At 65.6% G+C, this 24746-nt stretch carries 21 protein-coding genes; 11 read left to right on the top strand and 10 right to left on the bottom strand.

Features of this window, described 5'->3' with window-relative positions:
• The first annotated feature begins 82 nt into the window (after positions 1–82).
• Positions 83–730 (top strand): NUDIX domain-containing protein, encoded by a 648-nt coding sequence (locus tag VHC04_RS15120; protein ID WP_325683068.1) that lies wholly within the window; start codon positions 83–85, stop codon positions 728–730.
• Positions 727–1440, top strand: coding sequence for an alanyl-tRNA editing protein (locus VHC04_RS15115; protein WP_325682696.1), 714 nt, complete (start codon positions 727–729; stop codon positions 1438–1440). The genes VHC04_RS15120 and VHC04_RS15115 overlap by 4 nt, the downstream gene beginning before the upstream one ends.
• A gap of 119 nt (positions 1441–1559) precedes the next feature.
• On the opposite strand, the gene VHC04_RS15110 is transcribed toward VHC04_RS15115, so the two are convergent.
• Positions 1560–2855: an MFS transporter gene (locus VHC04_RS15110; RefSeq protein ID WP_325682694.1), complete on the bottom strand. Its 1296-nt coding sequence runs from the start codon at positions 2853–2855 to the stop codon at positions 1560–1562.
• Positions 2856–3201: 346 nt separating this feature from the next.
• Complete coding sequence (locus VHC04_RS15105; protein WP_325682692.1) at positions 3202–4404, bottom strand: alpha-hydroxy acid oxidase; 1203 nt, start codon at positions 4402–4404, stop codon at positions 3202–3204.
• A gap of 211 nt (positions 4405–4615) precedes the next feature.
• Here VHC04_RS15105 and VHC04_RS15100 point away from each other — a divergent pair, with 211 nt between their 5' ends.
• Together VHC04_RS15100 and VHC04_RS15095 are read left to right on the top strand one after the other, a co-directional pair.
• Entirely contained in the window at positions 4616–6430 is a 1815-nt protein-coding gene (locus VHC04_RS15100) for an ATP-binding protein (protein ID WP_325682690.1), read from the top strand.
• Positions 6431–6433: 3 nt separating this feature from the next.
• Complete coding sequence (locus VHC04_RS15095) at positions 6434–8056, top strand: tetratricopeptide repeat protein (RefSeq protein WP_325682688.1); 1623 nt, start codon at positions 6434–6436, stop codon at positions 8054–8056.
• Between the two features lie 92 nt (positions 8057–8148).
• On the opposite strand, the gene VHC04_RS15090 is transcribed toward VHC04_RS15095, so the two are convergent.
• From VHC04_RS15090 to VHC04_RS23080, 4 genes are all read right to left on the bottom strand, one after another.
• Complete coding sequence (locus VHC04_RS15090; protein WP_325682686.1) at positions 8149–9303, bottom strand: hypothetical protein; 1155 nt, start codon at positions 9301–9303, stop codon at positions 8149–8151.
• Between the two features lie 31 nt (positions 9304–9334).
• Positions 9335–10756 (bottom strand): carbohydrate porin, encoded by a 1422-nt coding sequence (locus VHC04_RS15085; RefSeq protein ID WP_325682684.1) that lies wholly within the window; start codon positions 10754–10756, stop codon positions 9335–9337.
• A gap of 186 nt (positions 10757–10942) precedes the next feature.
• The gene (efeB, locus tag VHC04_RS15080; RefSeq protein WP_325682682.1) at positions 10943–12193 is read right to left on the bottom strand and encodes an iron uptake transporter deferrochelatase/peroxidase subunit; all 1251 of its coding nucleotides are present in this window, start codon (positions 12191–12193) and stop codon (positions 10943–10945) included.
• 136 nt (positions 12194–12329) lie between these two features.
• The gene (locus tag VHC04_RS23080) at positions 12330–12611 is read right to left on the bottom strand and encodes a cupredoxin domain-containing protein (RefSeq protein WP_408903819.1); all 282 of its coding nucleotides are present in this window, start codon (positions 12609–12611) and stop codon (positions 12330–12332) included.
• Positions 12612–12739: 128 nt separating this feature from the next.
• Between VHC04_RS23080 and VHC04_RS15070 the strand changes: the two genes are divergently transcribed.
• The gene (locus VHC04_RS15070) at positions 12740–13366 is read left to right on the top strand and encodes a TIGR02466 family protein (RefSeq protein ID WP_325682678.1); all 627 of its coding nucleotides are present in this window, start codon (positions 12740–12742) and stop codon (positions 13364–13366) included.
• A 102-nt stretch (positions 13367–13468) separates the two neighbouring features.
• Positions 13469–14248: a DUF169 domain-containing protein gene (locus tag VHC04_RS15065; protein WP_325682676.1), complete on the top strand. Its 780-nt coding sequence runs from the start codon at positions 13469–13471 to the stop codon at positions 14246–14248.
• A gap of 21 nt (positions 14249–14269) precedes the next feature.
• On the opposite strand, the gene VHC04_RS15060 is transcribed toward VHC04_RS15065, so the two are convergent.
• A complete protein-coding gene (locus VHC04_RS15060; protein WP_325682674.1) occupies positions 14270–15850 on the bottom strand; it encodes an ABC transporter substrate-binding protein in 1581 nt (526 codons plus the stop codon).
• Between the two features lie 226 nt (positions 15851–16076).
• On the opposite strand from VHC04_RS15060, the gene VHC04_RS15055 reads away from it, so the two are divergent.
• Together VHC04_RS15055 and VHC04_RS15050 are read left to right on the top strand one after the other, a co-directional pair.
• On the top strand, positions 16077–16220 hold the full coding sequence (locus tag VHC04_RS15055; RefSeq protein ID WP_325682672.1) for a hypothetical protein: 144 nt from the start codon (positions 16077–16079) through the stop codon (positions 16218–16220).
• A gap of 4 nt (positions 16221–16224) precedes the next feature.
• Complete coding sequence (locus tag VHC04_RS15050) at positions 16225–16854, top strand: NUDIX hydrolase (RefSeq protein ID WP_325682670.1); 630 nt, start codon at positions 16225–16227, stop codon at positions 16852–16854.
• A 42-nt stretch (positions 16855–16896) separates the two neighbouring features.
• Here the strand turns inward: VHC04_RS15050 and VHC04_RS15045 are convergent, their stop codons facing one another.
• Positions 16897–17682, bottom strand: coding sequence for a 2OG-Fe(II) oxygenase (locus VHC04_RS15045; RefSeq protein WP_325682668.1), 786 nt, complete (start codon positions 17680–17682; stop codon positions 16897–16899).
• 81 nt (positions 17683–17763) lie between these two features.
• A complete protein-coding gene (locus VHC04_RS15040) occupies positions 17764–19482 on the bottom strand; it encodes an N-acyl-D-amino-acid deacylase family protein (protein ID WP_325682666.1) in 1719 nt (572 codons plus the stop codon).
• A gap of 321 nt (positions 19483–19803) precedes the next feature.
• Between VHC04_RS15040 and VHC04_RS15035 the strand changes: the two genes are divergently transcribed.
• The 3 genes from VHC04_RS15035 (at position 19804) to VHC04_RS15025 (ending at position 22718) form a co-directional block, all read left to right on the top strand.
• Complete coding sequence (locus tag VHC04_RS15035; RefSeq protein WP_325682664.1) at positions 19804–20763, top strand: D-2-hydroxyacid dehydrogenase; 960 nt, start codon at positions 19804–19806, stop codon at positions 20761–20763.
• A gap of 32 nt (positions 20764–20795) precedes the next feature.
• A complete protein-coding gene (locus VHC04_RS15030; RefSeq protein ID WP_325682662.1) occupies positions 20796–21533 on the top strand; it encodes a GNAT family N-acetyltransferase in 738 nt (245 codons plus the stop codon).
• Between the two features lie 315 nt (positions 21534–21848).
• The gene (locus VHC04_RS15025; protein ID WP_325682660.1) at positions 21849–22718 is read left to right on the top strand and encodes an FTR1 family iron permease; all 870 of its coding nucleotides are present in this window, start codon (positions 21849–21851) and stop codon (positions 22716–22718) included.
• A 102-nt stretch (positions 22719–22820) separates the two neighbouring features.
• Here VHC04_RS15025 and VHC04_RS15020 read toward each other — a convergent pair whose 3' ends face one another.
• Positions 22821–24533 carry a thiamine pyrophosphate-requiring protein gene (locus VHC04_RS15020; RefSeq protein WP_325682658.1) on the bottom strand — a complete coding sequence of 571 codons (1713 nt, stop codon included), beginning with the start codon at positions 24531–24533 and terminating at the stop codon, positions 22821–22823.
• Positions 24534–24746: the final 213 nt, after the last annotated feature.

The following is a 24746-nucleotide window of genomic DNA, read 5'->3' as shown; positions in this document are numbered from 1 at the left end:
ACGGTGACGACGCCGGCGCGACATCAGCCCTTGGGGGCAGCGGGGTTTGCCTGTCCGCCGCGAACCCTTCTACAACGGCCACATGGCCCGTCATCCCCCCGTGCCCTTACCGCCGCATCCGGGTGTCATCATCGATTCCAATGTCCCGGTGTGGTCCGGCCAGTTTCCACTCGAACTGATAAAGTTTCGGCACAGGCGGTTCGACGGCACGATGTCGGCTGAACGCACATGGGAGCTATGGCGCCGCGGTCCCGCCGCCGCCATGGTTCCCTACGACCCCTGGGCCGACAAAGTGGTGCTGATAGAGCAGTTCCGACTGCCGGCCCTTGCCGCCGGGCTGGAACCGGTGCTGGTGGAGCTGCCGGCCGGCCTCTGCGACGTCAACGAAACGGCCAAGACAACAATCCGGCGTGAAATCCAGGAGGAGATGCGGCTGTCCGCCGACCTACTGGAGCACATCGGGAAATTCCTGCTGACGCCGGGCGGGGCGGATGAATGCTGTGACGTGTTTGTTGGCCGCGTGCACGCGCCGCCAGCCGATCCGGACGGCATCGCCGGCCATGCCGGGGAAGCGGCCGAGGCCGAGGATATCCGCATCCGCGTCTGGAACGCGGACATCGCCATCGCCTCCGCCTTTGCCGGGCGCTTCACCAATATCGTTACCTCGCTGGGGCTGTTTTGGCTGGCGGCGCGCCGGGCGGCCCTGCGGCAGCAATGGATGACCGCATGACCGAACGCGTGTTCCAGGATGATCCGACCCTGCGCAGCTTGAGCGCGACGGTGCTGTCGGCGGGGGCGGAAGGCATCGTGCTCGACCGCACCATCTTTTACGCTCGCGGTGGCGGGCAGCCCGGCGACACGGGCGTGCTGCGTTGGAAGGACGGAGAGGTCGCGGTAACGGACACCGTGAAGGGCGAAGGCACCGCGATCCTGCACCTGGTCCCGGCCGATGCCGTGCTGCCCCCCGTCGGGGCGACGGTCGAGGCGGTGATCGACTGGGACCACCGCCACGCCCTGATGCGCATGCACACCGCGATGCACTTGCTGTGCAGCCTGATCAAGGGCGCCGCCGTCACCGGCGGTCAGGTGGGCGCCGACAAGTCCAGGCTGGATTTCGACCTGCCGAACCCGCCGCCGAAGGAAGCAATCGAGGCCGGACTGAACCGGTTGATCGAGGCCGACCTGCCGGTGCGGATCGAGTGGGTGGACGAGTCGGTTTTGGACACCGATCCGGGCCTGGTTCGTACCATGTCCGTCCAGCCACCGCGTGGCGCCGGGCGCCTGCGGCTGATGCGGATCGGCACGGACGATGCTTTGGTCGACTTGCAGCCATGTGGTGGCACGCATGTCTCCCGCACCGGCGAGATCGGGCCGATCCGGGTGCAGAAGATCGAGAACAAGGGCCGGCAGAACCGCCGGATCATTATCGTGCCAGGCTGACCCGAGCGGCGCGAGACGTGCTGGAGGACGATGGGGGCCGCCTGATCCTGTCGTGCCCTGCATTTGCAGAGACGGCTGTGCTGTGATCGTGGTCACCGCGCCGCGCGGTGTGACACTGGCTATGGACGGAGTCTGGCGGCCTCGATCCCCGGCGACCGCTCATTGACGACAAACCGGCCGCGATCCGACAGCATGAACGTGTAGATGCCCGCCCCGGCCAAGGCGACGAAGGCGGCCAGAATCAACGGTGCGGACCAGTTGCCGGTGCTTTGCAGCAGGATGCCGGCGATGACCGGCGCCAGAAGGCCGCCGGCGTTGCCGACGCAATTCTGGATGCCGGCGACCCGGCCGCCTTGCATCAAGGGGGCGATTTCGGCGTTGGCGGACCACACGACGCTGTTGGTCAGCATCAGGCCGAACACGGCGACACTCAGCCAGAACACGGTCCATATCGTGGTCTCGGTGAACACCGAAACGAGCGCACCCATGCTCAGGATCATGCCGAGACCGAGAAAGGCCTTGCGCGCGGTCATCAAGGGCCAGCCGCGGCGAACGAGCCGGTCGGACGCGGCGCCGCCGGCCAGCGCCCCGGCCAGGCCAAAGAGCCAGGGGATCGACCCATAGATACCCGTATGGATCATCGTCATGTGATGGCGCTCGATCAGGTAGGTCGGCAACCAGGTAATGAAGAAGTACAGGTTGAACAGCAGTGTCGCGTGGCCAAGTGCCAGGCCCATGACATTCCGGTTGGTCAGCAACTGCCCCCAGGAGGCGCGCTGGGGCACATCGCCTCGGGTCAATCGGGCGTTGTTTGCCAGGATATGGTTTCGTTCGGCATCATTGGCGCCGGCATGGTGCTCCGGCAGCCGGTAGTAGGCGATCCAGCCAATGCCCCATAGAACCGCGAGCAGGCCGGTGACGATGAACACCATCTGCCAGGAATAGGTGGCCAGCAGCCACGAGATCAGCGGTGATCCGATGAAGACGCCAAGCGGAACGCCGGCGATGTTGAGCGAACCGGCAAACCCACGCTCCTGATCCGGCAGCCACTGGCTGAGCACTTTCGTGCCGGCGGGGGCGGACGGGGCTTCTCCCACCCCCAGCAGGACCCGCCAGATGATCAAGGACGTCGCGCTGGTGATGGTTGCCGTCAACATGGTTGCAGCACCCCACAAAATCGCGGCGCCGCCGAACACGAAGCGGACGCCCCACCGGTCCAGCGCCATGCCCGAAGGGACCTGGAGCAGGAAATACGTCCACAGGAAGGCAGACAGCACGACGCCCATCTCGGCCGGGCCGATGTGAAGGAGCTGCATGAAGTGAGGGGCCGCGAACGACAGATTGACCCTGTCGATGTAGTTGATCATGTTGGCTATCAGCAACAAGCCGATCAGCCACCAGCGCGTCTTCGTCATGGTCGTTCCCTCTGTCGGCGACAAAAGACAATCCGCGAGCGCAGCTTGGCAAGTGTATGGCTGCCATGTGCGGCCCGATTGGCTCCTCCGGCACGCCGTATTCGTATTCGGGCCTCTCTATCGAATTGCCCGAGTGCCGCCGAATTGCCCGGCTGGCGGCGCGATACCGTGGCAAGGATGCTGCGCCGCGGTCTCCGGCCAACAGGCCGCATGGTCTGGTGGCTGATATTATCGGCGCGGCTGTACACGGAACGGCCTTGGTCGCTTTTGCCGGCGACACGCATATCAATGCGGAATCCTAACAAAAATACCGGTTGGCGATCGCCGGCCGCGGCGATGACCCGCGCTACCGCGCCATCATGGCACCGGAATTCCGCCGTTCCTCTTCGGCGCGCACCGTTTCAAGCAGGTAATGCGGACCCAGATCCTGCAAGGTCACGGCACCGATCTGGCCCATCACCAGGTCGATCTCCCGCTGCAGGATGGAGATGGCCTTCCTGACTCCCTCCAGCCCGCCAGCCGTCGCGCCATACAGCGTCGCCCGTCCGGTCAGCACGAAGTCCGCGCCGAGGCACAGCGCCGACACGATATCCGATCCGCGCCGTACGCCGCTGTCCAGCAGCAGCGGCACATCGGGTCCGACGGCGGTACGGATCATTGGCAGAACGTCGATGGGCGAGGGCATGTTGTCGAGCTGCCGGGCGCCGTGGTTCGACACGATGATGCCGTCGACACCCAGGCGGATGGCCTGCCGTGCATCCTCGGGGTGCATGATGCCCTTCACCAGCAGCTTCCCCGGCCAAGCCTGGCGGATGGCGTCCAGATCCTCCCATACCTGGCTGGCATCCGGCGTCTGTGCGGCGAACACGTCCGCCACCTGGTCCGGCGTCGATCCCCGCGGCGCGTATGGCTGCCAGTTGCCCAGCATCGGCAGACCGCCATTGCGGAAATAGTTGATGACCCATTCAGGATGCAGCATCGCCTCCAGGATCGTCGGCAAGGTCATCTTCAATGGTCGGACGAATCCGTTGCGCCGGTTCCGTTCGCGGTTGGAGGACACTGGCACATCACAGGTCACGGCGATGGTCGACAGGTCCAGCGCCTTGGCGCGCTTCACCAGGTCCAACTGGAAGGAACGGTCCTTGGCGCCATAGATCTGATACCACAGGTTCCGCGGCGCCAGCTTGGCGCCTTGTTCCATGGAGGCATTGGAAGCGCCGGACATCAGATACGGCACGTCGGCGTCATTCGCTGCCTGCGACAGGAAAAGCTCCGCGTCCTTGCGGAAGGCTCCAGCCATGCCGGTGGGCGCGATACCGAACGGGCTGGCAAACTCGCGGCCGAACAATTTGGCCTTCTGCGATCGCTTGGAGGTGTTGATGTAATAGCGCGGCACCAGGCGCACGTTGCGAAACACCTGGGCATTGGTGCGCAGTCCGACCTCATCCTCCACGCCGCCCTCGATGAAGTCGAACATGATTTTCGGCAGGCGGCGTTTCGCCATTCGCTTCAGGTCGTCGATGTTGATGGCGCTGTCGATGCGGCTCATGGCTGCGGCGTTTCCCCCGGGTTTCCCACCATCCCTGCTTATCAGGCGCGCGGATGCCGGGCCAGTCCGAGCACCGCGCTCGATCGGCTGAGAGACGGAAAATCAACCCGTTAAGGGTGCCGGCTCGGTCACGTCTTCGCGCCTGCAGCATAAACCGGTGCACCCAGGACCGCATTCTGCTAGGCACATGCCATCACAGCCAGGAGTTTTCATGTCCTCACATCCTCCGGTCGCGGCCTTGCGCGTCGCCAATGAGGCTTTTCTGGTTTCCAGCACCATCGAGCGGTGCCCCAAGACGATGATGATCCGAGAGCTGGTGGTGAATGCCATCGAGGCAGCGGAGACCGCCGCCTCCGACAAATATGTGGACATCATGTCCGCCGCCATCGAGGGCGTGCGCAAGCTGTGTATCCGCAACACCGGCCGCGGCATGTCCGCGCAGGAGCTCGACCGGATCTGCGATCTCGCGTCCTCGCTGTACAAGGAAAACAGCCTGGACGCGAATTTCGGCATGGGCGCCAAAGTCGCCTCCCTGCCGTCGAACAAGCACGGGCTCCGCTACCGCTCCTGCAAGGACGGGGTAGTCAGCGAGGTCATCATGTGCCAGCGCGACGGTGTTTATGGACGGCTTCGGCGTGGCGACAACCCGGATGGCACTGGCATCGATGTGATTGACGCAACCGGGATCTGCCAGGCCGAGGGCGGCTATGACCTGACGCGGGATTGGACCGAGGTTGTGCTCTATGGCCAGTCGGCGGCGCAGGACACGGTGGCCGATCCCTACGCCGGCAATCCGCGCATGGAGCCCGACTGGCTGCTGTCCATCCTGCTGCTGCGGTTCTTCCGCCTGGCGCCCGATGTGGCGGTCCGCCTTTCTCCGACGATCATCGGCGGCGGAGCGCCGCGTCCCCTGATGACCTTGAGCGGCATGGAAAGCCTGGCCGAGCGGACGGAGGTGGTGGAAACACCCAGCGGCATCCGCATCCATTACCGCTATGATCCGCAGGCCGGAGACAGCCCGCGCGCCGCGATCGGCATCGGCCACCCAGCGGCGCTGGGGGCGATCGTCTACAAGAACGAGATCTACGATCCGCGCACCGACAAGGCCTGGGTCCTGGACGCGCCGATCTATGGCATCCCGTTCGGCGCGAAGTTCTGCTCCGTCTTCGTCGAGCTGCCGGACGACTACCTGGTCCGTCCGGAAGCCTATCGCCAGTTCCTGCGCTTCCGTGGCGGCGATCAGCGCCAGGTGTTTCTGCACGATTTCGGCCAGCTGGTGATGACCTACCTTCCAGCCTGGTTGAAGGACGTCATTCGCTCGCACGGCCCGCAGCAGGAGAAATTCGTCGGCGAGGTCGAGGATGAGCTGCGCCGGCTGGTGGCGGAGCTGGAGATCGCCCCGGAATACAAGCCGCCGCCGCCCGCCGCCCCGAAGGCCGATGTGGCGAAGCCGGATGGCCAGCAGCCGCGGAAGCCGGACATCGAAACGGCAAAACCGCAGCTTCAGTCCGAAGCAAAGCCGCCGGCACCTCCACCCGCGCCGCCGAAGAAGAATTTCGAACGGCCACCCGAAATCATCAGCCTGGAGGATGAGGCACTCATTGAGGAGCGCGGCTTGAAGGGCAGGGCGGCGAAATTCTACCCGACCTCGCACCAGCTGTTCGTCAACCTGCGCTACCCGGCCGTAACCGCGATCGCCGAGCAGCTTGAAGCCGAATTCGAAGGCGCGCTGAACCCCGAAAGGATGCGCAGCGTGGCGAAGACGGTGGCCGGCTGGGCGATAACCCGTCGCGTCGCGCGGGCGCTGGTCTACTCGCTGTCGAAGAAAGCCGCCGGCTGGCCGGCCGAGGATGTGCGCCGCGCCCAATCGCCGGAGAGCTTCAGCCTGGTCGCGGATGACTGGTCATCGATGGTGGAGCCCTCGCGGCTGCGCATGCGCGAAGAGCTGGGCGCTGACTGGCAACCGGCCGAGACGGCGGCGGAGCTCGGTATCGGCCTGGCCGCCGGTTTCTCTCAGGCGGCCTGAGCCATGGCGGATGTTTTGGAAACCTTGGCCGATCCGACCCGGCCGCAGGATGCCGTCCGCGCCGCGCGGGAACGGCTGAATGAGGGCGATCTGGACGATGCGGAGCGCGTCATCCGCTTCGCGCTGGACTTCAATCCGGCCGACTCCGGCCTGCTGCGTGTGCGGTCGGAAATCGCCGCCCGTCGCGGCCAGCACGATGCCGCCCTGGCGGCGCTGCTGCAGGCGATCGAGGCGCGCCCGGGCGATATTGGCCTGCGCAATCAGTTGATTGGTCTCCACCTCGGCCGCCACGACCTGGATGCCGCATCGGATGCCTTGGAACAGGCGCTGGGCATCGCGCCCGAGGACGCCACCTTGCTGCGACGGCATAGCGAGATCGCCAATCGCCGCGGCGAGATAGCCCTGGCGCTGGACCTAGCCACACGGGCGATCGCGGCGGCACCGGAAGCCGATGCCTCGGGCCATCTGCATCTGAGCTGGGTCTACCAGTCCCTGGGTGACATCTCATCAGCGGAAGCCGCGATGCGCGAAGCCGTGGCACGCGCGCCCGGGCATGTCGGCTTCATGCGCCGGTTGAGCGATCTGCTTTGGCGTCGTGGCGATCTGTCCGGCGCCTTCGAATGGGCCAACAAGGCCATCGCCACTCGGGCGGATGACGTGGCGAACCATCTGCACCTCGCAGGGCTGCATCTGCAGCAGATGGAGTTGGACAAGGCGGCGGCGGCACTGCGGGCCGCTGCGGAACTGGCCCCCACCGATCCGGCGGTGCTGCGCCGATCGGGCGAGCTGGCGGCCCGGCGTGGCGACACAGCCGAGGCGGTTGCCCGGCACGAGGAGGTTGTACGGCTGCGGCCGTCCGATCCGGCCAGTTACGAGCATCTGGCGATTGCCCAGGTCCAGGCCGGCAATCTGGCCGCGGCTGAGGTTGCGCTGCGACGGGCCATCGAGCTGGCGCCGGGCGATGCCGGGCTGATGCGCCGCCTGAGCGACCTGCGCGGGCGGGCCGGCGACCGGGATGATGCCCTGCTTTGGGCGCGGCGCGCCATCGAGGCACGGCCGAAGGAACTGGCCGGCTACCATCATCTCGCGGCGCTGCAGACCCAGGCGGGCGATCTGGACGCCGCCGAGGCGACGCTGCGCCAGGCCTCGGCGTTGATGCCGGCCGATCCGAACCAGATGCGGCGGCTGGGCAATCTGCTGGAAACCAGGGGCGCGATGGCCGAGGCGCTGGCCCTGGCCAGGCAGTCGATCGCCGCTCGGCCGCTGGACCCGGCCGGGTATCTGCACCTGTCACATCTGCATCAGCGCCAGGATGATGCGAGGCGGGCGTTCGACATGACGAAGCAGGCGGTGGAGCTGGCTCCGGCCGATTTCGGGCTGTTGCGCCGGCTGGCCGAACTGGCGGCGCGCTGCGGGGATTTCGACGGCGCCTTGGCCTGGGCACGGAAGCTGGTCGACCTGCGTCCGAAGGACTCCGCGGGACACGCACTGATGGCCTCGTTGCACCTGCAATCAGGGGACCTGCCGGCTGCCGAGAAGGCCCTGCGTGAGGCAGCCAGCCTGGCGCCGGGTGACGCAGCGGTGCAACGCCGGTTGGCCTATCTGTCGGCGCTCGAGGCGCCATAGTCCAGCAGCGGTCCGCTGCATCCTTCTCAACGCAACAGGCCCGGCGAGATTTCCCCCGCCGGGCCTGAACCATCCCGCCATGTGCCGCCGGATCAGTGCGCCAGCATCAGCATGTTCACTTCATCCTCGACATAATAGAACCCATCGCCCGCCGGGGTCATGGCGATGCCGAACAGATCGCCGCTGCCGGGCGGTGACTGGGCCTTGTTGGGATCGATCCAGCGGGCATAGAGCTGGGTGTGCGATACCGGATCGATCTCCACCGCCTGTCCGTTCAGGCCATTGGCCACGATCAGATGGCCATTCGGCGCGGTGGTCATTGCCAGAGGACGCCTCAGATAGCCGTCCTTGGTGATCGTTTCGCCCGTGCCGGCGCTGTCCTTGCGGGTCGCGGCATTCGGAATGGCGGCGATCCGGTTGCCCAGCGCATCCGACAAGTACAGCACGCCGCCGGCACCCAGGGCCAGGCCGGTCGGGCCTATGATGAACACATCCTTGTCCGCTTGCTGGCCGAGGCCGCTCGCGATGACGGTCTGGTTCGTCACGACCGGCGGCTTATCGCCGGAAATCGAAAGTTCCATCCGCAGAACCGTCGCCTTGTTGACGATCGGCGACTCTTCTTCCGGTGCGCCGACGTCGAATCCGGTATTGCTGATAAACAGGGTCGCCGTCGCGCCGTTGTCGATGACCGCCATGTTGCCCCATGGTCCGTTGATGTTGGGACCGCTGATGACGCCGGCGACGGCGCCGGTCGGGCTGACCACGATCAGGCAACCCTGACCCTTGGTCGCCGTTGTACCGTCCGTGCTGGGCAGGCTGCCGACGATGACCCAACCGGTCTTGAGCATCGCCATGGCGGTCGTCAGCCCGACGCCGCCGGGACAACCGGCCAGGTTGCGCGGGATGGCCACCAGCTGCGACAGCTTCTTCGTCGACGGACGGTAGATGACGATCGTGGTGCCCAGCCCCTGCAGGTTGTTCCGGTCGTTGAAATTGTCGACCAGGACATCGTCCTTCTGGATTACCCCGGCACTGACGGGGGCCACGAAAACCGCGTACGGGTTCTGGTCGCCGTTCGACGGGACAGTGGACGCCAGGATGCTGTGATGCTTGATCGTTTCCAGGAACCCTTGCTCGGCCGCGTGGGCAGGTCCGGCGGCCAGGCCGGCAAGCAGGGGCAGCATAGCCAACCACCGGCGGCCGGGCCGACGGGGCCCGTAGCGTTCCAGCAACCGATTGCTCTTCATGAATCGCCTCCGTGCGGGAGAGAAAAGGGGATCAGAACGTCACCACGCTGCGCATGCCGAAGATCGCCTCATTGTTGATCTTCTGCGTCGGGTTGTTGGGGTTCTGGATGCCGCCGCCGACGTTGAACACGTACTGGAAGTCCGGCTGCAGCTGCCACCACGGAGTCACCGCGATCTGGTAGGTGACCTCGATGAACGTTTCGGAACCGCGCACCGGATACCAGCCGCCGCTGTAGGCCGCGACGGCGGAATCATAGTTTCTGGCACCGCCGGACACGCGGGCGATGCCGAAGCCGATACCGACCGTGTCGTCATCACGCCCCTCGATCGGCGCCTTCAGCGTGACGCCGGCATTGACGCTGAAGTTGATCAGGTTGCGGTCGCCCGGGCCACCCATCAGGCGGGCGAACACGCTAAGGCTGCGCGGACTGTTCTCCCCGGCACGCCAGATCGTCTGATCAGCCACACCATAGATGCTGAAATTGTTACGGATCATCTTGGGGACGCCGTTGCTGTTTGGATCGGCCAGCGACAGTCCCATATTGTCATACTGCTGGCTCGGGAACGGTGCGCTGTCGTACCAGAAGCCCAGCTTATAGGTGCCAGGAAGCCCGGACGTACCGCCACTGCGGTCCATGTCGCCGTCACTGGGCTGATTGAAGGCGTATTGGATCTCCCCCATCACCAGCGCGCCGGTGCGCAGGTTGAAGTTGCCGCCCCAGCGGGTGCTGCCGCGCAACTGGCTGTCATCGTCGAACGGGCCACCCGGTGGATTGTCCTGGAACACGCCCAGCAGCGTGGTGACGCCACTGACCGGCTGCGCCCGAAGCCGCACGCCCAGGGAAGACAGCGGGTAGGCTGGGCCACCGGCATACAGGTTCGCCGACGGATACATGGGCCAGCCCATCATCGTGTTGAGGAACAGGCCTGAGCCCTGGCTGACCATGAATTCCTGATCGACCGCCTGCTGGCCCAGCTTCATGTCGAACTTGCCGTCCATGAAGGATTGCTGGAACCAGACTTCCCACAGACGGGTGGTGTCCTGGGCGAGGATGCCGCTGGGGGTCTGCAGGCTCAGCAGGTTGTCGGCGGCAATGTTACGGCCGCGGATGTTCCAGGCGCTGATGTTGAAAGTGCCGCCCTCCCAGCCGAAGGCCCGGTTCGTATCAAGGCCGATATTCACCAGCGTGGCGCCGTTATAGCTGGCACCCGTCTTGATACCGCCCGAGGTGTTGCCCCAGACCTCGTTGAAATCCTCGATGCCGAAGGTAATGCCATAGTTCCACAGAGTGGATCGCAGGCCCCCCGCATCCCCCAGAAGCGTGCTGCGCGTCCACAGATTCGTCATGAATCCGGGTTCGTCCGTCGTGCCGGGCGGGCTGGCGGTCTGGGCCAGCGCCGCCGGTGCGATCAAGCACAGCGATGCGCAAAGGCCGGTGAATCTTGTGCGCACGAGGGTTCTCCTGTCTTCCGGGCTGGCACACCACGCCGTTTGGTGAGAGGCAAATCCTGCGACTGCGTGTCATTCGCAAAACTTGACGCGACACAAAACCCTGTATGGCCACTTGTCAACTCTGTAGTCCCATCGTCGTTCTCATCGACGCAGGCGTGATGAGTTCGCGCCACAGTCACCCGAGGTTCAGGCGAGGTCGAACAGTCCCTGACCGATGAACATGCCTTCGGCGACGCCGCCCGGGCAGGCAAAGATGCCGCTGCCGACATGGGTCGTGAACTGATTCATGGCGTCCAGCTTCGATATCGTATCAAAGATGCGGATGAAGCCTGTGCGCGGGTCCCGCTGATAAGCCAGGAAGAACAGGCCGGCGTCATACATCAGGCCCTGCCGCCACGGTGGCCAGCGTTCGGCGGTGAAGTTGACACCGTCATTATACGAATAGGCGCGCCGAAGGATCTCGGCACCGCCATTTGCTTCGGGCGCCGCAAGGCGCACATGGGCGTTCTCGGCGATCACCGGATTGCCGTCCTTGTCGGTGGCGCCCAGGTCCAGGGGATCGGATTCCTTCTCGCGACCCAACGGCGCACCGGAGTATTTTCGCCGGCCAATCACCTCCTCCTGGAAGTCCAGATCGGTGCGGTCCCAGTGTTCAAGGGAAATGCGGATGCGCCGGGCCACGAGGTAGCTGCCGTTGTGCATCCAGGCCGGGCCTTCGTCGGTCACCCATACGGATTGATAGGGTGGGCCCGGATTCATCGTTCCGTCCTTGAAACCCATCAGGTTCCGCGGCGTCTCCCCTGCCGGATAGTCGGGCAGGTACCCCGCCTGGACCCAGCGCAGCTGGGCCGATCCATAAGCCAGGCGCACGAGCTGGCGAACCGCGTGGAACGCCACCTGGGCGTCGTCGGAACAGGCCTGGACCGAGAGATCACCGCCGGTATGAGCCTCGACGAGCTGATCGCCATTGAACAGTGGCAGATCGACCAGCGCCTCGGGGCGATGCCTCGCCAGGCCGTAGCGATCCTGCTTGTCCTTGGTGAACAGGCCCGGCCCAAAGCCGAAGGTGATGGTGAGGCGGGCGGGTGACAAACCGAGCGCATCGCCGCTATCGGCGGGCGGCTGCTCTGCATTGGCATTCAACGGTTCGGCGGTCTCACCGCTGGCCATGCGGGCCGCGGCATTGGTCCAGGTCCGCAGCAAGGCGGCCACGTCGCCGGCCTTCTTCGTCGTCAGGTCCAGCGCGGCGAAGTAACTATGCCGCTGCTGCGGCGTGATGATGCCGGCCTGATGGTCGCCCCAGAAATTCTCCGTTGCCGGCGGCGTGGTGGCGGCCACGGCGGAGCGGACCGCCGCCGGCGCGCTGGTGGCCGCCAGCAATGAACTGGCCGCCGCGAGCAATCCGCGACGGGACGTGAAAGGGCACCGCCCGCTCATGTCAGCGCCAATGTCCGGTTGGCAGGAAGTCGGTCATCACACCCTCATTTGGCGATCAGGCGGCTCTTTGATTCGTCCTCGTGATACCCATCGTGGAATTCATTGATGCCGGCCTTCAGCGGGCCGATGAAGACGGTCACTTCGTGATGCGCCGGGACAACCTCTCGGCCTTGAAATCATCGCTTTCGAATGCGGCCGGGGTCGAATCCGCATTCTTCACCACGACGCGGACCTTGGTGTTCGCCGGCACGATCAGTTCGGACCGGGTAAGATGCTGGCCCGTCCGGGAGAAGGAGGGTTCCGCCGCCCTGGCCCCGGTCGCCGACAGGATGAACGGTGTCGCGGCCGAGAGGGCGATCAAGAATTTCCGCAACGTCGGGGTTCCGGTTTGTGCAATGACGGTCCCCCGGTATCGCATGAGATGACGTCTGTCAATGACAGTGAGAACTATTCGCATCTATCTAGGCAGCGGCATCGCGGCGTGCGACGGGCCGCCGATGGCCGCCAATGGGCTGCCCCGGGCGGCGAGGAATGGAGGCGAAGACGATGCGGACTCTGCGAGAGGCGTGTTTCGGACAGCTCTTTGCCAGCCCGGTGCTGGAGCATGTCTGGGCCGACGCGGCGGCCCTGAACGTCGCCCTGCGTGAGAGAATTCTGGCTCACGCTCGGCACGACCCAGGCACCCAGCAGACCAATATCGGAGGCTGGCACTCGGCGGTCGGACGCCTGGACTTCTGTGGAGAGGCGGGCATGCGCCTGATCGAGCACATGGGCGCGATGACCGAGGAGGCGACCCGGCGTCTCTATGCCGTTCATGGCGGGGGCCGCGGATCGGTGAGCTGGGCGCTCAGCGCCTGGGCGAACGTGTCGTGGAAAGGCCACTCCAACGGGGTGCATACCCATCCGGGGGCGACGTGGTCCGGCGTCTATTACGTCGATGACGGCGACTGCGCGCCCGGTGCCGACGACACCGCGATCCACCTTCTGGATCCCAACGCCGCACGCTCGAACGTGTTCTTTCCTGAGCTGTCCTGTCAGCCGGTCCGCTTCCGTCCGCAGCCCGGGCTGATGATCCTGTTTCCCAGCTATGTGCCGCATCATGTGCCGCCGCACACGGGCGATCGGCCACGCATTTCGATCGCCTTCAATGTGCGCAAGGAGCCGTTTCCCTGAGCGCGTGGCCCGTCCGAGACACGGGCGGCCAATCGCGCTACCGTGACGGCCTTCTGTCCGTCAGGACTGACGGCAGCCGGCATCCACGGGAGAAACGAGACGATGACGACCGATCTGATCAGGCAGGCCGCGGATCTGGAGCATCTGCTGAAGCTGCGCAACCCGCCCTTCGGCATGAAGCTCTTCGAACGGGCCGAGGACATGGAGGCGATTCCGCGCATCCGCCGCCCGAAGGCGATCCATGCCTTCGATCAGGTCGTCGCGCAGGCCGCCCGCCTGGGCTGGACCGTGGGCGCGACGGCCGACGATCTGGTCGGCGCGCAGTGCCGCGCGGTGATCGGGCTGGGCAACGCGAAGGATGCGGAATGGAGGTCGGGCCAACGCATGGTCGGCGTCTGGTACTCGACGCCCGATGATGCCGGCGCCCACCAGGCGGCGATGAACTGTGTGGACGATGGCCGCTACCAGGCCATCGTCGTGTCGCCGATCTCGGCAGGGCGGCTCAACCCGCCGGACATCGTGCTGTTCTACGCGACGCCCGGCGCCATGATGTACTTCATCAACGGGCTGCAATGGGCCGGCTACAAGCGTTTCGACTGGAGCGTGGTGGGTGAGTCCGCCTGTGCCGATTCATGGGGCCGCGCCTTGAAGACCCGCCAGCCGAGCCTGTCGATCCCGTGCTTTGCGGAACGGCGCTACGGCGGCGTGCTGGACGATGAGATGCTGATGGCGCTGCCGCCCGAGATGCTGGGGCAGGCGATTACCGGCATGCAGGCGCTGTCGAAGAACGGGCTGCGCTACCCGTTCCCGCAATACGGCATCCAGCAGGATGTGCGGGCGGGCATGGGCGTCAGCTACGCGGACCGCAAGCCGGCGGCCTGACCGCCGGCCGCGAGTCTGGCGTCAGGCCAGCTTCTTCAGTGTATAGAATTGCGGCCAGCCTTCCGGGATGTCTTTCATGTAGGTCTTGAACGCCGTTGGCTGTTCGTACATCCCGGTTGGGACGTAGGTCGGGTCCTGCCAGAACGCGACCTGCATCTGCTCGCAGATTTTCTTCTGTGCTGCCTCGTCCGGCGCCTCGAACCAGGCGGCCCACAATTCCTCGATTTTCGGATTGGTCGGCCAGCCGAACCAGGCGCCCGCGCCGTTGCCGCGGATGGCAATGTTCGGAGCCGGTGAGATGTTCCCGAAGCCACCCAGCCAGGTGAAGAAGATGTTCCAGCCGCCTTTGTCCACCGGCTCGCGGCTGGCCCGCCGCTGCACGACGGAGCCCCATTCCATCGGCTGCAGGTCGATGTTGAAACCGGCCTTGGACAACATGTCGGAGGCAACCTGCGCCTGCGCCCAGATCGTCGGGATCGTCGTGGCGCCCAGCACGACGATCTTCCGCCCGTCATAGCCCGCCGCGGCCAGATCCTTCTTCAGCTTCGCGTAGTCCTTCGGCGCGCGCGTGATCTCGACGCCGACCGTGCTGGCCATCGGCGTGCCCGGCACGAACAGTCCGACATCGACTTTGTACAGCGACGGTTCGGCGCCACAGACCGCCTCCATCACCTCCTTCTGGTCGATCGCCTGCAGTGCGACACGGCGGATCGCGGCGCTGTCGAACGGCGGAAACAGCTGGTTGAAGCGCAGACAGCCGATTTCGCCGGTGCGGTCCTTCACCGCCATTGTCACGTCCTTGTACGTCTTGATCTGCGGCACCAGGTCCAGGCTTGGATTTTCCCACCAGTCGATCTCGCCCTGCTGCAGCGCCGCGGATGCCGTGGACGGATCGGGGATGAACGTCCATACAACCCGATCGACATTCACGATCTTCGGTCCGGCATTGAAACTGGGGATGCCGGACGCGCGCGGCACATAGGCTGCGTTCTTGGTGAACACGACGCGGGAGCCCGGCACCCGCTCGTCGGCCATGAATTTGAACGGGCCGCTGCCGATCGCCTCGGGGATCTGCTTCAACGGGTCCGTCTGCGCCAGCCGTTCCGGCATGATCGCGCAGTAGACCTCGGCCAGCGCCGTGGTCAGCAGCGGGAACGGCTTCTTCAGGCGGAAGCGGATTACGGTATCGGACGGGGCGGAAATCTCATCCACCCGCTGCATCAGCGCCTGGCCGAACGGGTTGCGGGTGCCGAACCGCTTGATCGACTGGGCGCAATCCCGTGCCAACACCTTCTGCCCGTCATGGAAGGCCAGGCCGTCGCGCAAGGTGATCTCGACCGTCTTGCCGCCATCCTCGACCTTGTGGCCCTCGGCCATCTGCGGCTGCACCTTGAACTGCGCGTCATAGGCGTACAGCGTATCGAACACCGCCAGCGAGTAATTCCGGGTGATGTCGGCCGTCGTCCAGACCGGGTCGATCGAGGCCAGGTCGGCATGTGGCACGAAGGTGACCGTCTTGGGACCGTCGGCCCGCGCGAGACGGGGGGCGGCGAGGGACGCGGTGGCGGCGATGGCGGATGTCAGCACGGTGCGGCGTTTCATGCTGGGAAGTCTCCCTGTTTTTTCAGCGGCGTCAGGCTAGGCAAGAATTGGTCATGGACCAAGCGGTGATTGTCATTTGAGGCACCGCCGCTGTGCGTGCTTGTGTTTGCCCGGTATTGCTGATGGTCTGCGCATCGGAAGCAGGGTTGGGAAGACAGAGCGATGCAGGCCTCAGACGATGCGTCCGACGGCATTTCGGAAACAGCCGCGGCCGCATCCCGAGGAGATGAGGGGCATCGTCCCGTTCGTGCTGGGCAAGGTCGCCTCGGTCACCGCCACCGGTCGAGCGGCCCCAGTGGGCTTGGCGGCGGCTCTGCCGGCTGGCGTCATCCTGGTCCCGTTGGGGCGTCTGCTGTGTCGCCGGCGCTGAGCTCATGAGCGAGCCGGACTGGTTGACCTGGGCGCGGGAGTTGCAGGCGATCGCGCAGACAGGGTCGGCTTTCACCCGCGATCCCTATGATCGTCAGCGCTATGAGGCGCTGCGCGTGCTCGCGTCACGGATCATGGAGGCACGGACCGGCATTGCGGCCGGCCGGTTCGATGCGCTGTTCGCGGCCGAACGCGGCTACGCCACACCAAAGGTCGGGGTGCGCGGCGCCGTGTTCGATGCGCAAGGCCGGTTGCTCCTGGTGCGGGAGGTGGTCGATGACGGCCGCTGGACATTGCCCGGCGGCTGGGCGGAATCCAACCTGACGGCCGCCGAAAATGTCGTAAAGGAGGTACGAGAGGAAAGCGGTTACGAGGTCCGGGTACGGAAGCTGGCGGCGGTCTGGGATCGTGGCCGGCAAGGTCATCCGCCGGGCCTGTTTTCGGTCTACCGGTTCTTCTTCATCTGCGACCTGATCGGCGGCGACGCGCGTCCGAGCCTGGAGACGTCGGAGGTGGGCTGGTTTGCCGAGGATGACTTGCCGGCCGATCTGTCGGTGAACCGGGTGCTTCCGCGGCAGCTCCGGCGCATGTTCGCCCATGCGCGCGACGATGGCCTGCCGACCGAGTTTGACTGATTCACCGTGCGCCGGAAGCAGGCGCCCGGGATGGGCCGCCGCTCATCGATGCAGCCAGCCGTTCAAGGTGAACCGGGAGTCCTGGAACGCCCCGGACGGCACTTGCACCGGCAGCACTTCGTGCATGGTCCGGCTGTTGAAGAAGATGATGGCATTATCCAGCGGGTCGACATCACGGAACCGGCTCGTGTCGAGCGTGCCGTCGGGCGTCGGATACAGTCGCAGCGCACCGCCCGAGAACCCGCGCGGCTGGCTGGCCTGGAAGTAGTAGACATAGGTCAGTTCGCGCTGCTGGGTATCCGGTGAGGACGCATCGTCGTGTACCTTGAAGAACGCGCCGTCGCCGTGCGCGGTCATCTGCATCTCCACCTGGGTCACGGTGAAGGCCGGGTGGGCCAGCCGGTCCAGCACCGACGGCAGGACGCCCGTTACTTCCGCTTTCATCATGTCGTACAGCGCCGGAAACGCCGTCGCGTGCAGTACATGCGATTCGCGGTAGCCCTCGACGTTGGTGGTAACCGAGGATTTTTCGAAATGACCTTGGTGCGAGACGGCAATATCCACCACGGCGGCGTGCTGGTCGGGCGCCAGGAAGTCATGGATGAGCACGAAAGGAGGGGGCGGGGCCGGGGATCCGCCGGTTGGCAGGGACGGCGCCGGCATAGGGTCGCTGCGGCCCAGCCCCAGTTCCAGCAGCCGCAAGGCGATATCAGCCCGTTGCGCGGCCGGCACAGTCTGATCGGCCAGGAAGGATGCCAACGTATCGACCGACTGCCGCAGCAAGCCACCGAACCCTGCTGGCGTTGACATGCCACTTGTCTTGCTCACGGCATGATCCTGCATGATGGCGATCGTGAAACGGTCAGGCGGCGTCGGCGGGGCGCCGGTCACCCCGCCGAGCCGGCATCGTCAGGCCACCAGGTCTGCCTGCGGGCCGCGCACCAGCCTGCCCGGCAGGGTGCCGGTCGGCGTGCCTTCGCGGAACGTTACCTTGCCGGAGACCAGCGTCGCCTCGTACCCGTTGACTTTCTGTAACAACCGCTTGCCCCCGGCCGGCAGGTCGTTGACGATGTATGGTGCATCGGCGCCCAACCGGTCCCAGTCGATGACGTTGACATCAGCCTTCTTACCCGGCGCCAGCATGCCGCGATCGTGCAGCCCCGCGGCGCCGGCGGTGTCGGATGTCAGGCGGCGGATCAGCTCCCCGACCTCCCATCGCTTGCGGTCACGGCCCCAATGGGTCAGCAGCCAGGTCTGGTAGCCGGCATCCAGGATGAACGCGACATGCGCGCCGCCATCACCCAGGCCCATGATACAGTTGCGGTTGTCCAGGGTCGTTTCCGACATGGACAGGTCCCCCGACGCGTAGTTGCTGAGCGTCATGTAGATGAAATTGGCGCCGTCATCCTCGATCAGCCAATCATAGGCGATTTCCGGCGCGGTGCGGTTGCTGCGGGCTGCGATCGCCTCGATGCTGTCGTTCGGGTCCGGGGTGTAGTTCGGCGGGTTGCCGAAGCGGAACATCTTGTCGTACGACAAGCGATGGAACAGTGGGAAGGTATTCCCTTCCTTCGGATCCTCACTGAGGATGGCCTGGCGGATCGCCGGATCGGCCATGCGCCGCGCGCGTTCTGCCGCCGGCAGATGCGCAATGGAACGGTAAGTCCGGCACCCGCTGAAAGGATTCTGGCTGCCCGCCAGGCCCAGCAGTACGCCGATGGCACGCGGCGCGACCACCGGGCGGATGTGCAGCCCGTCCGCCGCCGCCTTGTCGGCGTGCGCCAACAGGTCGCGCCAGACGCCGGGGCGGGAGTGTCGCTGCGTCAGGGTGAACACCGCGGGCCGGCCCGAGGCTTCCACCACGCGGCGCAGCATGGCGAATTCCTCGTTATGGTCGGGCAACCATTCCGACACCATCTCCAGCATGCCGGAGCCGGCGTCGGTCATGCCCATGGCGATGCCGCGCAATTCTTCCTCCTGCGCGCGCAGGGTCGGGGTGGGATCGCCGCGCAAGGTCTTGTGCGACAGGCTGCGGGAGGTGGAGAAGCCGAAGGCGCCGGCCTGCATCGCCTCCTTCGTGATCTGCCGCATCTGCGCGATATCGGCCTGGTTCGCGTTCTCCAGGTTGATCGCCCGGTCGCCCATCACGAAGACCCGCACCGCCGCGTGCGGCAGCAGCGCGCACAGGTCGATGTCGCGCTGCTTGCGGTCCAGCGCGCCGAGATAGTCGTTGAACGACTCCCATTCCCAGGTCAGACCCTCATGCATGACGGCACCAGGGATGTCCTCCACCCCTTCCATCAGCTCGATCAGCCGTTCCCGGTCGGCCGGCTTGCAGGGGGCGAAGCCGACGCCGCAATTGCCCATCACCGCCGTGGTGACGCCGTGCTGGCTGGATGGCATCATATGGCTGTCCCACACCGCCTGCGCGTCATAATGTGTGTGGATATCGACGAATCCGGGGGTGACGAGCTTGCCCTTGGCGTCGATCTCCTCGGAGCCGGCGGCCGCGATCTTGCCGACCTCGGCGATACGGTTGCCGATGATGCCGACATCGGCCTCACGCGGGGCGGCGCCGGTTCCGTCCACGACCTGGCCGCCGCGGATCACCACATCGAATGCGGGCATGGCGTTTTCTCCTGGGTTTGATTGGGCCAAGTGTGCGGGAGGGCCGGGGGGATGGCAAGCTCTCCGGACAGGTCTCGGGACAGGTCGCGCGCGACGAGAGACAGATCATTCCGTCACAGGACCAAGAAGACGGGATTGATCGGATACCGAAACGCGAAGCGACGGTCAGGGACTTTGACGGGGACGTTGTCGTGGGATGCCGTCAAGGATATGCGGCGGGAGAGCACGCGGGCAACGTTCGGCGGCTGCTTGTGGTATGCACCCGTGGCGGACCCGCCAGAATCCCAGTAACCTCCTGCCAACGACGCAGGAGCCTCCAGGATGACCAACCGCCCCCATCTGCTTCTCTGGACGAACAATCCCGGTCCGTATCTCGACGCGATGCAGGCCGCCGGCCTTGCCGATCGTGTCGCTGCCGACACGCTTCCGCTGAGGGAGAAGCCGTCAGAGGCGCAATGCAGGCAGACCAACGTCCTGATGGTCCCGCATGTTCCGCCCGGACTGCTGCGGCAGATGCCGAACCTGCAATGGGCGCAGGCGATGACGGCCGGGGTGGAATCCTGGCTCGCGCTGCCCGACCTGCCGCCGGCCCTGACCTTGACCTGTGCTCGCGGCACCCACGCGGAATCGATGCCGGAAAACATCCTGGCCGCCATTTTCTACGTTGCCAAACCCTTTGCCGCGATCGCCGCCGACCAGCCGGCGCATAAATGGACGCACCGCGTCGCCGAACCGCTGAACGACAAGACGCTGGGCATCCTCGGCCTCGGCGTGATCGGCAAGGAGGTCGCGCGGCTGGCGAACGCCCTGGGGATGCGCGTCATCGGTACCCGCCGCAGCACCGGCGAGCCGGTCCCGGGCGTGGACCTGCTGCCGCCCGACCGTACCGATGACGTCCTCGCCCAGTCCGACTACCTGCTGCTTCTGCTGCCGGCCACGCCGCAGACCGAGAACTTCATGGACGCCCGGCGCCTGGCAAAGATGAAGAAGACCGCCTGGCTGCTGAATTTCGGCCGCGGCCACTTGATCAAGGATGCAGACTTGATTGCCGCCACAGCGGCTGGAACGATCGCCGGCGCTGTGCTGGACGTGTTCCGGCAAGAGCCGCTGCCGGCCGATCACCCGTTCTGGTCGGCAAAGAATATCATGGTGCTGCCCCATATCGGCGGTCCGCACCCGCGCCGTGACACCATCGTCGCCCGCCTGTTCGTCGACAATCTGCGCCGCTTCCTGGACGGCGAGCCGTTGAAAGAGGTCGTGGACCGCGCGCGCGGCTACTGACCGTGACGCCACGCCCTCAGGATCGCGTGCGGATGGAACGGGCGCACGTGCGTGCCTGGCCGGCACTGGAAACCGCCCGGATCGAAGGCTGGCTATGGCGCGCCTCTGGCGGCGGATCGCAGCGCGCCAACTCGGTCTCCACCGTGGATTTCACCGGAATCGATCCGGCCGCGGCCATCGATGCCGTCGAAGCCCGCTACCGCGCGCTGGGCACCGTCGCTCGGTTTCACACTTTCGACGACACCCAACCGCCCGGCCTTGCGGCACTTCTGGAACAGCGCGGCTATCAGCCGACCGAGGGCACGATCACCCTGTTCAAACGGCCCATGCCCGGTCCGGCGCCATCGGATATCGAGCAGCGGGACACGCCGTGGCCCGGCTGGATCGACACCTATACGGGCGAGATCACGCCGAACCGCCGCGAGGTGAACACGCGAATCCTGGCTGCCATTCCGGCGCCACGGATGTTCTTCGGCCATTGCCGCGACGGCCACATCGTCGCGACGGCGCTGTGCGTGATCGACGCCGGCTGCGCGGTGGTGGAGTGCGTCGCCACACGAGCCGGTTTTCGCCGGCAGGGCGCCGCGAACAGGGTCATGCGCGCGCTGGAGACATGGGCGGCCGCGCAAGGAGCGGACCTGCTGGGCTTGCAGGTGGTCAGCACCAACATCCCGGCCAGAACCCTGTACGAAAACCTCGGCTTCCGTGCAGGCGCGTCGAACCGCTTCTGGGTGCGGGACCCCGCCGGGTACCGTATCGCCGGTCGGTGATGAGGAAGGAAGGTCCGCTTTGCCCGCGGGCAGAGTCACTTTTCTTCTAGAGTTACCTTTCTTCACCGGGTCGTGCGCGATAGGGTCAGCCCATCTCGGTTTCGTCCCGGCTTCCCCGGCAGCCGGTCGGCTTTACTTAACCCGCTGATGCAGCGAGGTTTCTGGCAAAAGACATCATCCGCGTTCCCGGTTCGGCCCGGCGGACCATCGCGCGCCCCCCTTGGGAAACGCCTTGTTGCAAGCATGGGGGCCGTCGCTTATTTTCCCGTTGATTTGCGAACCGCTCGCAATTGCATGCGATGAGGAACCGCTTCGGTGCTGGTCAGCCTGATTATCGTTTTCCGTGAGGCGCTGGAGGCCGGTCTGGTCGTCGGCATCATTCTGGCGGCAACCCAGGGCGTCGCCGGGCGCGGACGCTGGATAGCCGGCGGTGTCGTGGCCGGCGCCGCCGGGGCGTCCCTGGTGGCTGTCTTCGCGGCGGCTCTGTCAGATGCGCTGCAAGGGTCCGGGCAGGAAGTTTTCACCGCCTCGATCCTTCTGTTCGCCGTCGCGATGCTGACCTGGCACGTCGCCTGGATGTCGCATCATGGCAAGCAGATGGCGGCGGATCTGCGCCAGGTGGGCGATGCGGTGCGCCTGGGTCAAAAATCGCTGGCCGCACTGGCATCGGTCGTCGCGGTCGCGGTGATGCGCGAAGGGTCGGAGGTCGTGTTGTTCCTGTTCGGTATCGCGGCAGGATCGCAGACCTCCCAGCTTTCGATGTTGATCGGCGGGATCTGCGGCCTGGCGGCTGCCGCGGCGGTATCCTGGGTGCTGTATCGTGGGCTGCTGATCATCCCGCTGAAATCTCTGTTCGCGGTGACCAATGTCCTGATTGCCCTGCTGGCCGCCGGCATGGCGGCGACAGCGGTCGGCGTGCTGCAAGGCGCGGACATGCTGCCGTGGTGGAACGAGCAACTCTGGAATTCCGGTTGGCTGCTGGACGATGGCGGCATGGCCGGCCGGACGTTGCACGCCCTTGTCGGCTACACCGCGACGCCGACCGGTCTGCAGCTGGTTGCGTGGGCCGCGACCTTGGTGATGATGTGGGCGCTGACCCGGATCGCTGGCCGCAATCAGCCGGCCAGGATGCTGTCCGCGGTCACGGATAACGGTAGCCTGGGCGCATCGGCGCACCCTCGGTAGGAAAGCGCCGTTCTCGACGGGAAACGGCCCGACCATTCGTCTCCGAACGGTCGGGCCGGCTCGTGATCGTGGCTGCGGCGACGATGCCGCCGCCGGTTCCGATCAGAACTTCGACACCCGGGTTTCCTTCGCGGTGATGAACTCCAGCAACGCCGGCGTGCCCGTCTTCGTCTGCTCGATGCCGCGCTGGATCGCCGCCTTGATGTCGCCGGGCTGCGTTACCCGCTCCCCGTAACCGCCAAAGGCGCGGGCCATGGCCGCGTAGTCACCGGAAATGTCGGTAGACCGGTATTTCTCGGTGGAGATCGGCATCACTTTCAGCTCGATCGCCATGGAGAAATTGTTCAGCAGGATCGACAGGATCGGGATGCGCTCGCGCACCGCCGTCTCGAAGTCCATGCCGGTGAAGCCGATCGCGGCGTCCCCCCACAGGTTGATGCACAGCTTGTCCGGCTTCGCCAGCTTCGCCCCCATCGCCAGCCCCAGGCCCATGCCAAGCTGCGTCGTCTTGCCCCAGCCGATATAGGACAGCGGTTCGGTGGAAACCCAGAACGGCGAGATCTGGTCCCGCGGGCTGCCGGCGTCATGGGTGATGATGGTGTTCTTCACGTCCACCGTGTTCATCAGCTCCCAGATGACGCGGTAGGGGCTCAGCGGCGCCTCGTTGCTGTTCAGCAGCGGCCGCCACTGCTCCATCCATTCCTCGCGGATTTTGGTGATCTCGGCGACCACGGCGGAGGCATCGCGGTTGGACTTGATGGTCTGCCGCAATTCGCCGATCAGCGCGGCGATCGTCAGCCTGGCGTCGCCTACGAGGCCGATGGCGCTGATCACGTCCTTGTTCAGGTGCGCCGGGTCCAGCGTGGCATGGATGAACTTCTTTTTGGGGAACTTGATGCCGAAATTCGTTTCGGTGAAAGAGCAGCCGAGTCCGATGATCAGGTCGGCGTTCTGGACGAAGTGATGGACCGGTTTCGGCACCGCGTTGCCGCCGGAACCCAGCGACAGCGGATGGTTCTCGGGGAACGCGCTCTTGCCGCCCAGGCTGGTGGTCACCGGCGCGCCCAGCAGCTCCGCCAGCTCCTTCAATTCCCCCCACGCCTCGGCCCAATGGATGCCGGTGCCGGCGTAGATCACCGGCCGCTTCGCCTCCAGGATCGCCGCCGCCGCCTTGCGCACATCGACCGGGTCGGGGCCGTATTTGTGCACGCCAACCGGCGTATAGTCGATGTCACCGATCTCCTCGTTCCAGATATCGGTCGGGACTTCCACCAGCGCCGGTCCGCTGCGGCCGTTGCGGATCGCGCTGAACGCGCGGCGCAGGATGTTGGCGGTTTCGGCCGGGATGTTGACCGGTTCGGCCAGCTTGGTGACGCCACGCATCTCCCGCGACGAATTGTAATTCGGGTCGATATTGGCAATGCGACGCGGGTAGCCCTGCGGGATCACCAGCATGGGCACGGATTCCGAATAGGCCTGGGCAACGCCGCCATAGGCGTTTTCCGATCCCGGACCATGCTGCATGCAGAAGGCGCCGATCTTCTTGCCCGAGGTGACGCGGCTGATCGCATCCGCCATGTGCAGACCGATCCGCTCCTGCCGGACGATGACAGGGCGGATGTCCGCGGCGGCGGCGAATTCCAGCAGATGGTTCACGGGGTAGCCGCAAAGAATCTCGATCCCCTCGCGTTTCATGATCTCGGCGACAGCCTGCCCGACTTTCATCCGTTCTTCCCTTCCGTTTTGACCGTTGCCGGCCGCGGCCCAGGCGCCGCACCGTGCGCCGACGGTAGGGCGGGGGCGGTTCGAAGGCAACGCCTGACGATTCCCATGGGACGGTTCCCACCGGCTGCGCTGTGTGGGACTTCCATTGTGTGTGGGACTGCCATCGTCAGCGCGCGTCAGGCCAATAGCCCGGTGCCGGCCCGAACCGCGACGCGGCGGCCGCGCGGGCGACGCATGCCAACTCTATCGATATCGTAACGAGTGAAATACGTCAGACCAATCATCCGGGCCGCTGTATGCTGG

Source organism: Rhodopila sp. (assembly GCF_035548095.1).
GTDB lineage: Bacteria > Pseudomonadota > Alphaproteobacteria > Acetobacterales > Acetobacteraceae > Rhodopila.
The sequence above is the reverse complement of the archived record's forward strand: the minus strand, read 5'-3'. Positions and strand labels throughout refer to the sequence as shown.

Coding starts and splice junctions, on each gene's coding strand:
- VHC04_RS15120 (WP_325683068.1), top strand. CDS start 83: ATGGCCCGTCATCCCCCCGTGCCCTTACCGCCGCATCCGGGTGTCATC.
- VHC04_RS15115 (WP_325682696.1), top strand. CDS start 727: ATGACCGAACGCGTGTTCCAGGATGATCCGACCCTGCGCAGCTTGAGC.
- VHC04_RS15110 (WP_325682694.1), bottom strand. CDS start 2,855: ATGACGAAGACGCGCTGGTGGCTGATCGGCTTGTTGCTGATAGCCAAC.
- VHC04_RS15105 (WP_325682692.1), bottom strand. CDS start 4,404: ATGAGCCGCATCGACAGCGCCATCAACATCGACGACCTGAAGCGAATG.
- VHC04_RS15100 (WP_325682690.1), top strand. CDS start 4,616: ATGTCCTCACATCCTCCGGTCGCGGCCTTGCGCGTCGCCAATGAGGCT.
- VHC04_RS15095 (WP_325682688.1), top strand. CDS start 6,434: ATGGCGGATGTTTTGGAAACCTTGGCCGATCCGACCCGGCCGCAGGAT.
- VHC04_RS15090 (WP_325682686.1), bottom strand. CDS start 9,303: ATGAAGAGCAATCGGTTGCTGGAACGCTACGGGCCCCGTCGGCCCGGC.
- efeB (WP_325682682.1), bottom strand. CDS start 12,193: ATGAGCGGGCGGTGCCCTTTCACGTCCCGTCGCGGATTGCTCGCGGCG.
- VHC04_RS23080 (WP_408903819.1), bottom strand. CDS start 12,611: ATGCGATACCGGGGGACCGTCATTGCACAAACCGGAACCCCGACGTTG.
- VHC04_RS15070 (WP_325682678.1), top strand. CDS start 12,740: ATGCGGACTCTGCGAGAGGCGTGTTTCGGACAGCTCTTTGCCAGCCCG.
- VHC04_RS15065 (WP_325682676.1), top strand. CDS start 13,469: ATGACGACCGATCTGATCAGGCAGGCCGCGGATCTGGAGCATCTGCTG.
- VHC04_RS15060 (WP_325682674.1), bottom strand. CDS start 15,850: ATGAAACGCCGCACCGTGCTGACATCCGCCATCGCCGCCACCGCGTCC.
- VHC04_RS15055 (WP_325682672.1), top strand. CDS start 16,077: ATGAGGGGCATCGTCCCGTTCGTGCTGGGCAAGGTCGCCTCGGTCACC.
- VHC04_RS15050 (WP_325682670.1), top strand. CDS start 16,225: ATGAGCGAGCCGGACTGGTTGACCTGGGCGCGGGAGTTGCAGGCGATC.
- VHC04_RS15040 (WP_325682666.1), bottom strand. CDS start 19,482: ATGCCCGCATTCGATGTGGTGATCCGCGGCGGCCAGGTCGTGGACGGA.
- VHC04_RS15035 (WP_325682664.1), top strand. CDS start 19,804: ATGACCAACCGCCCCCATCTGCTTCTCTGGACGAACAATCCCGGTCCG.
- VHC04_RS15030 (WP_325682662.1), top strand. CDS start 20,796: ATGGAACGGGCGCACGTGCGTGCCTGGCCGGCACTGGAAACCGCCCGG.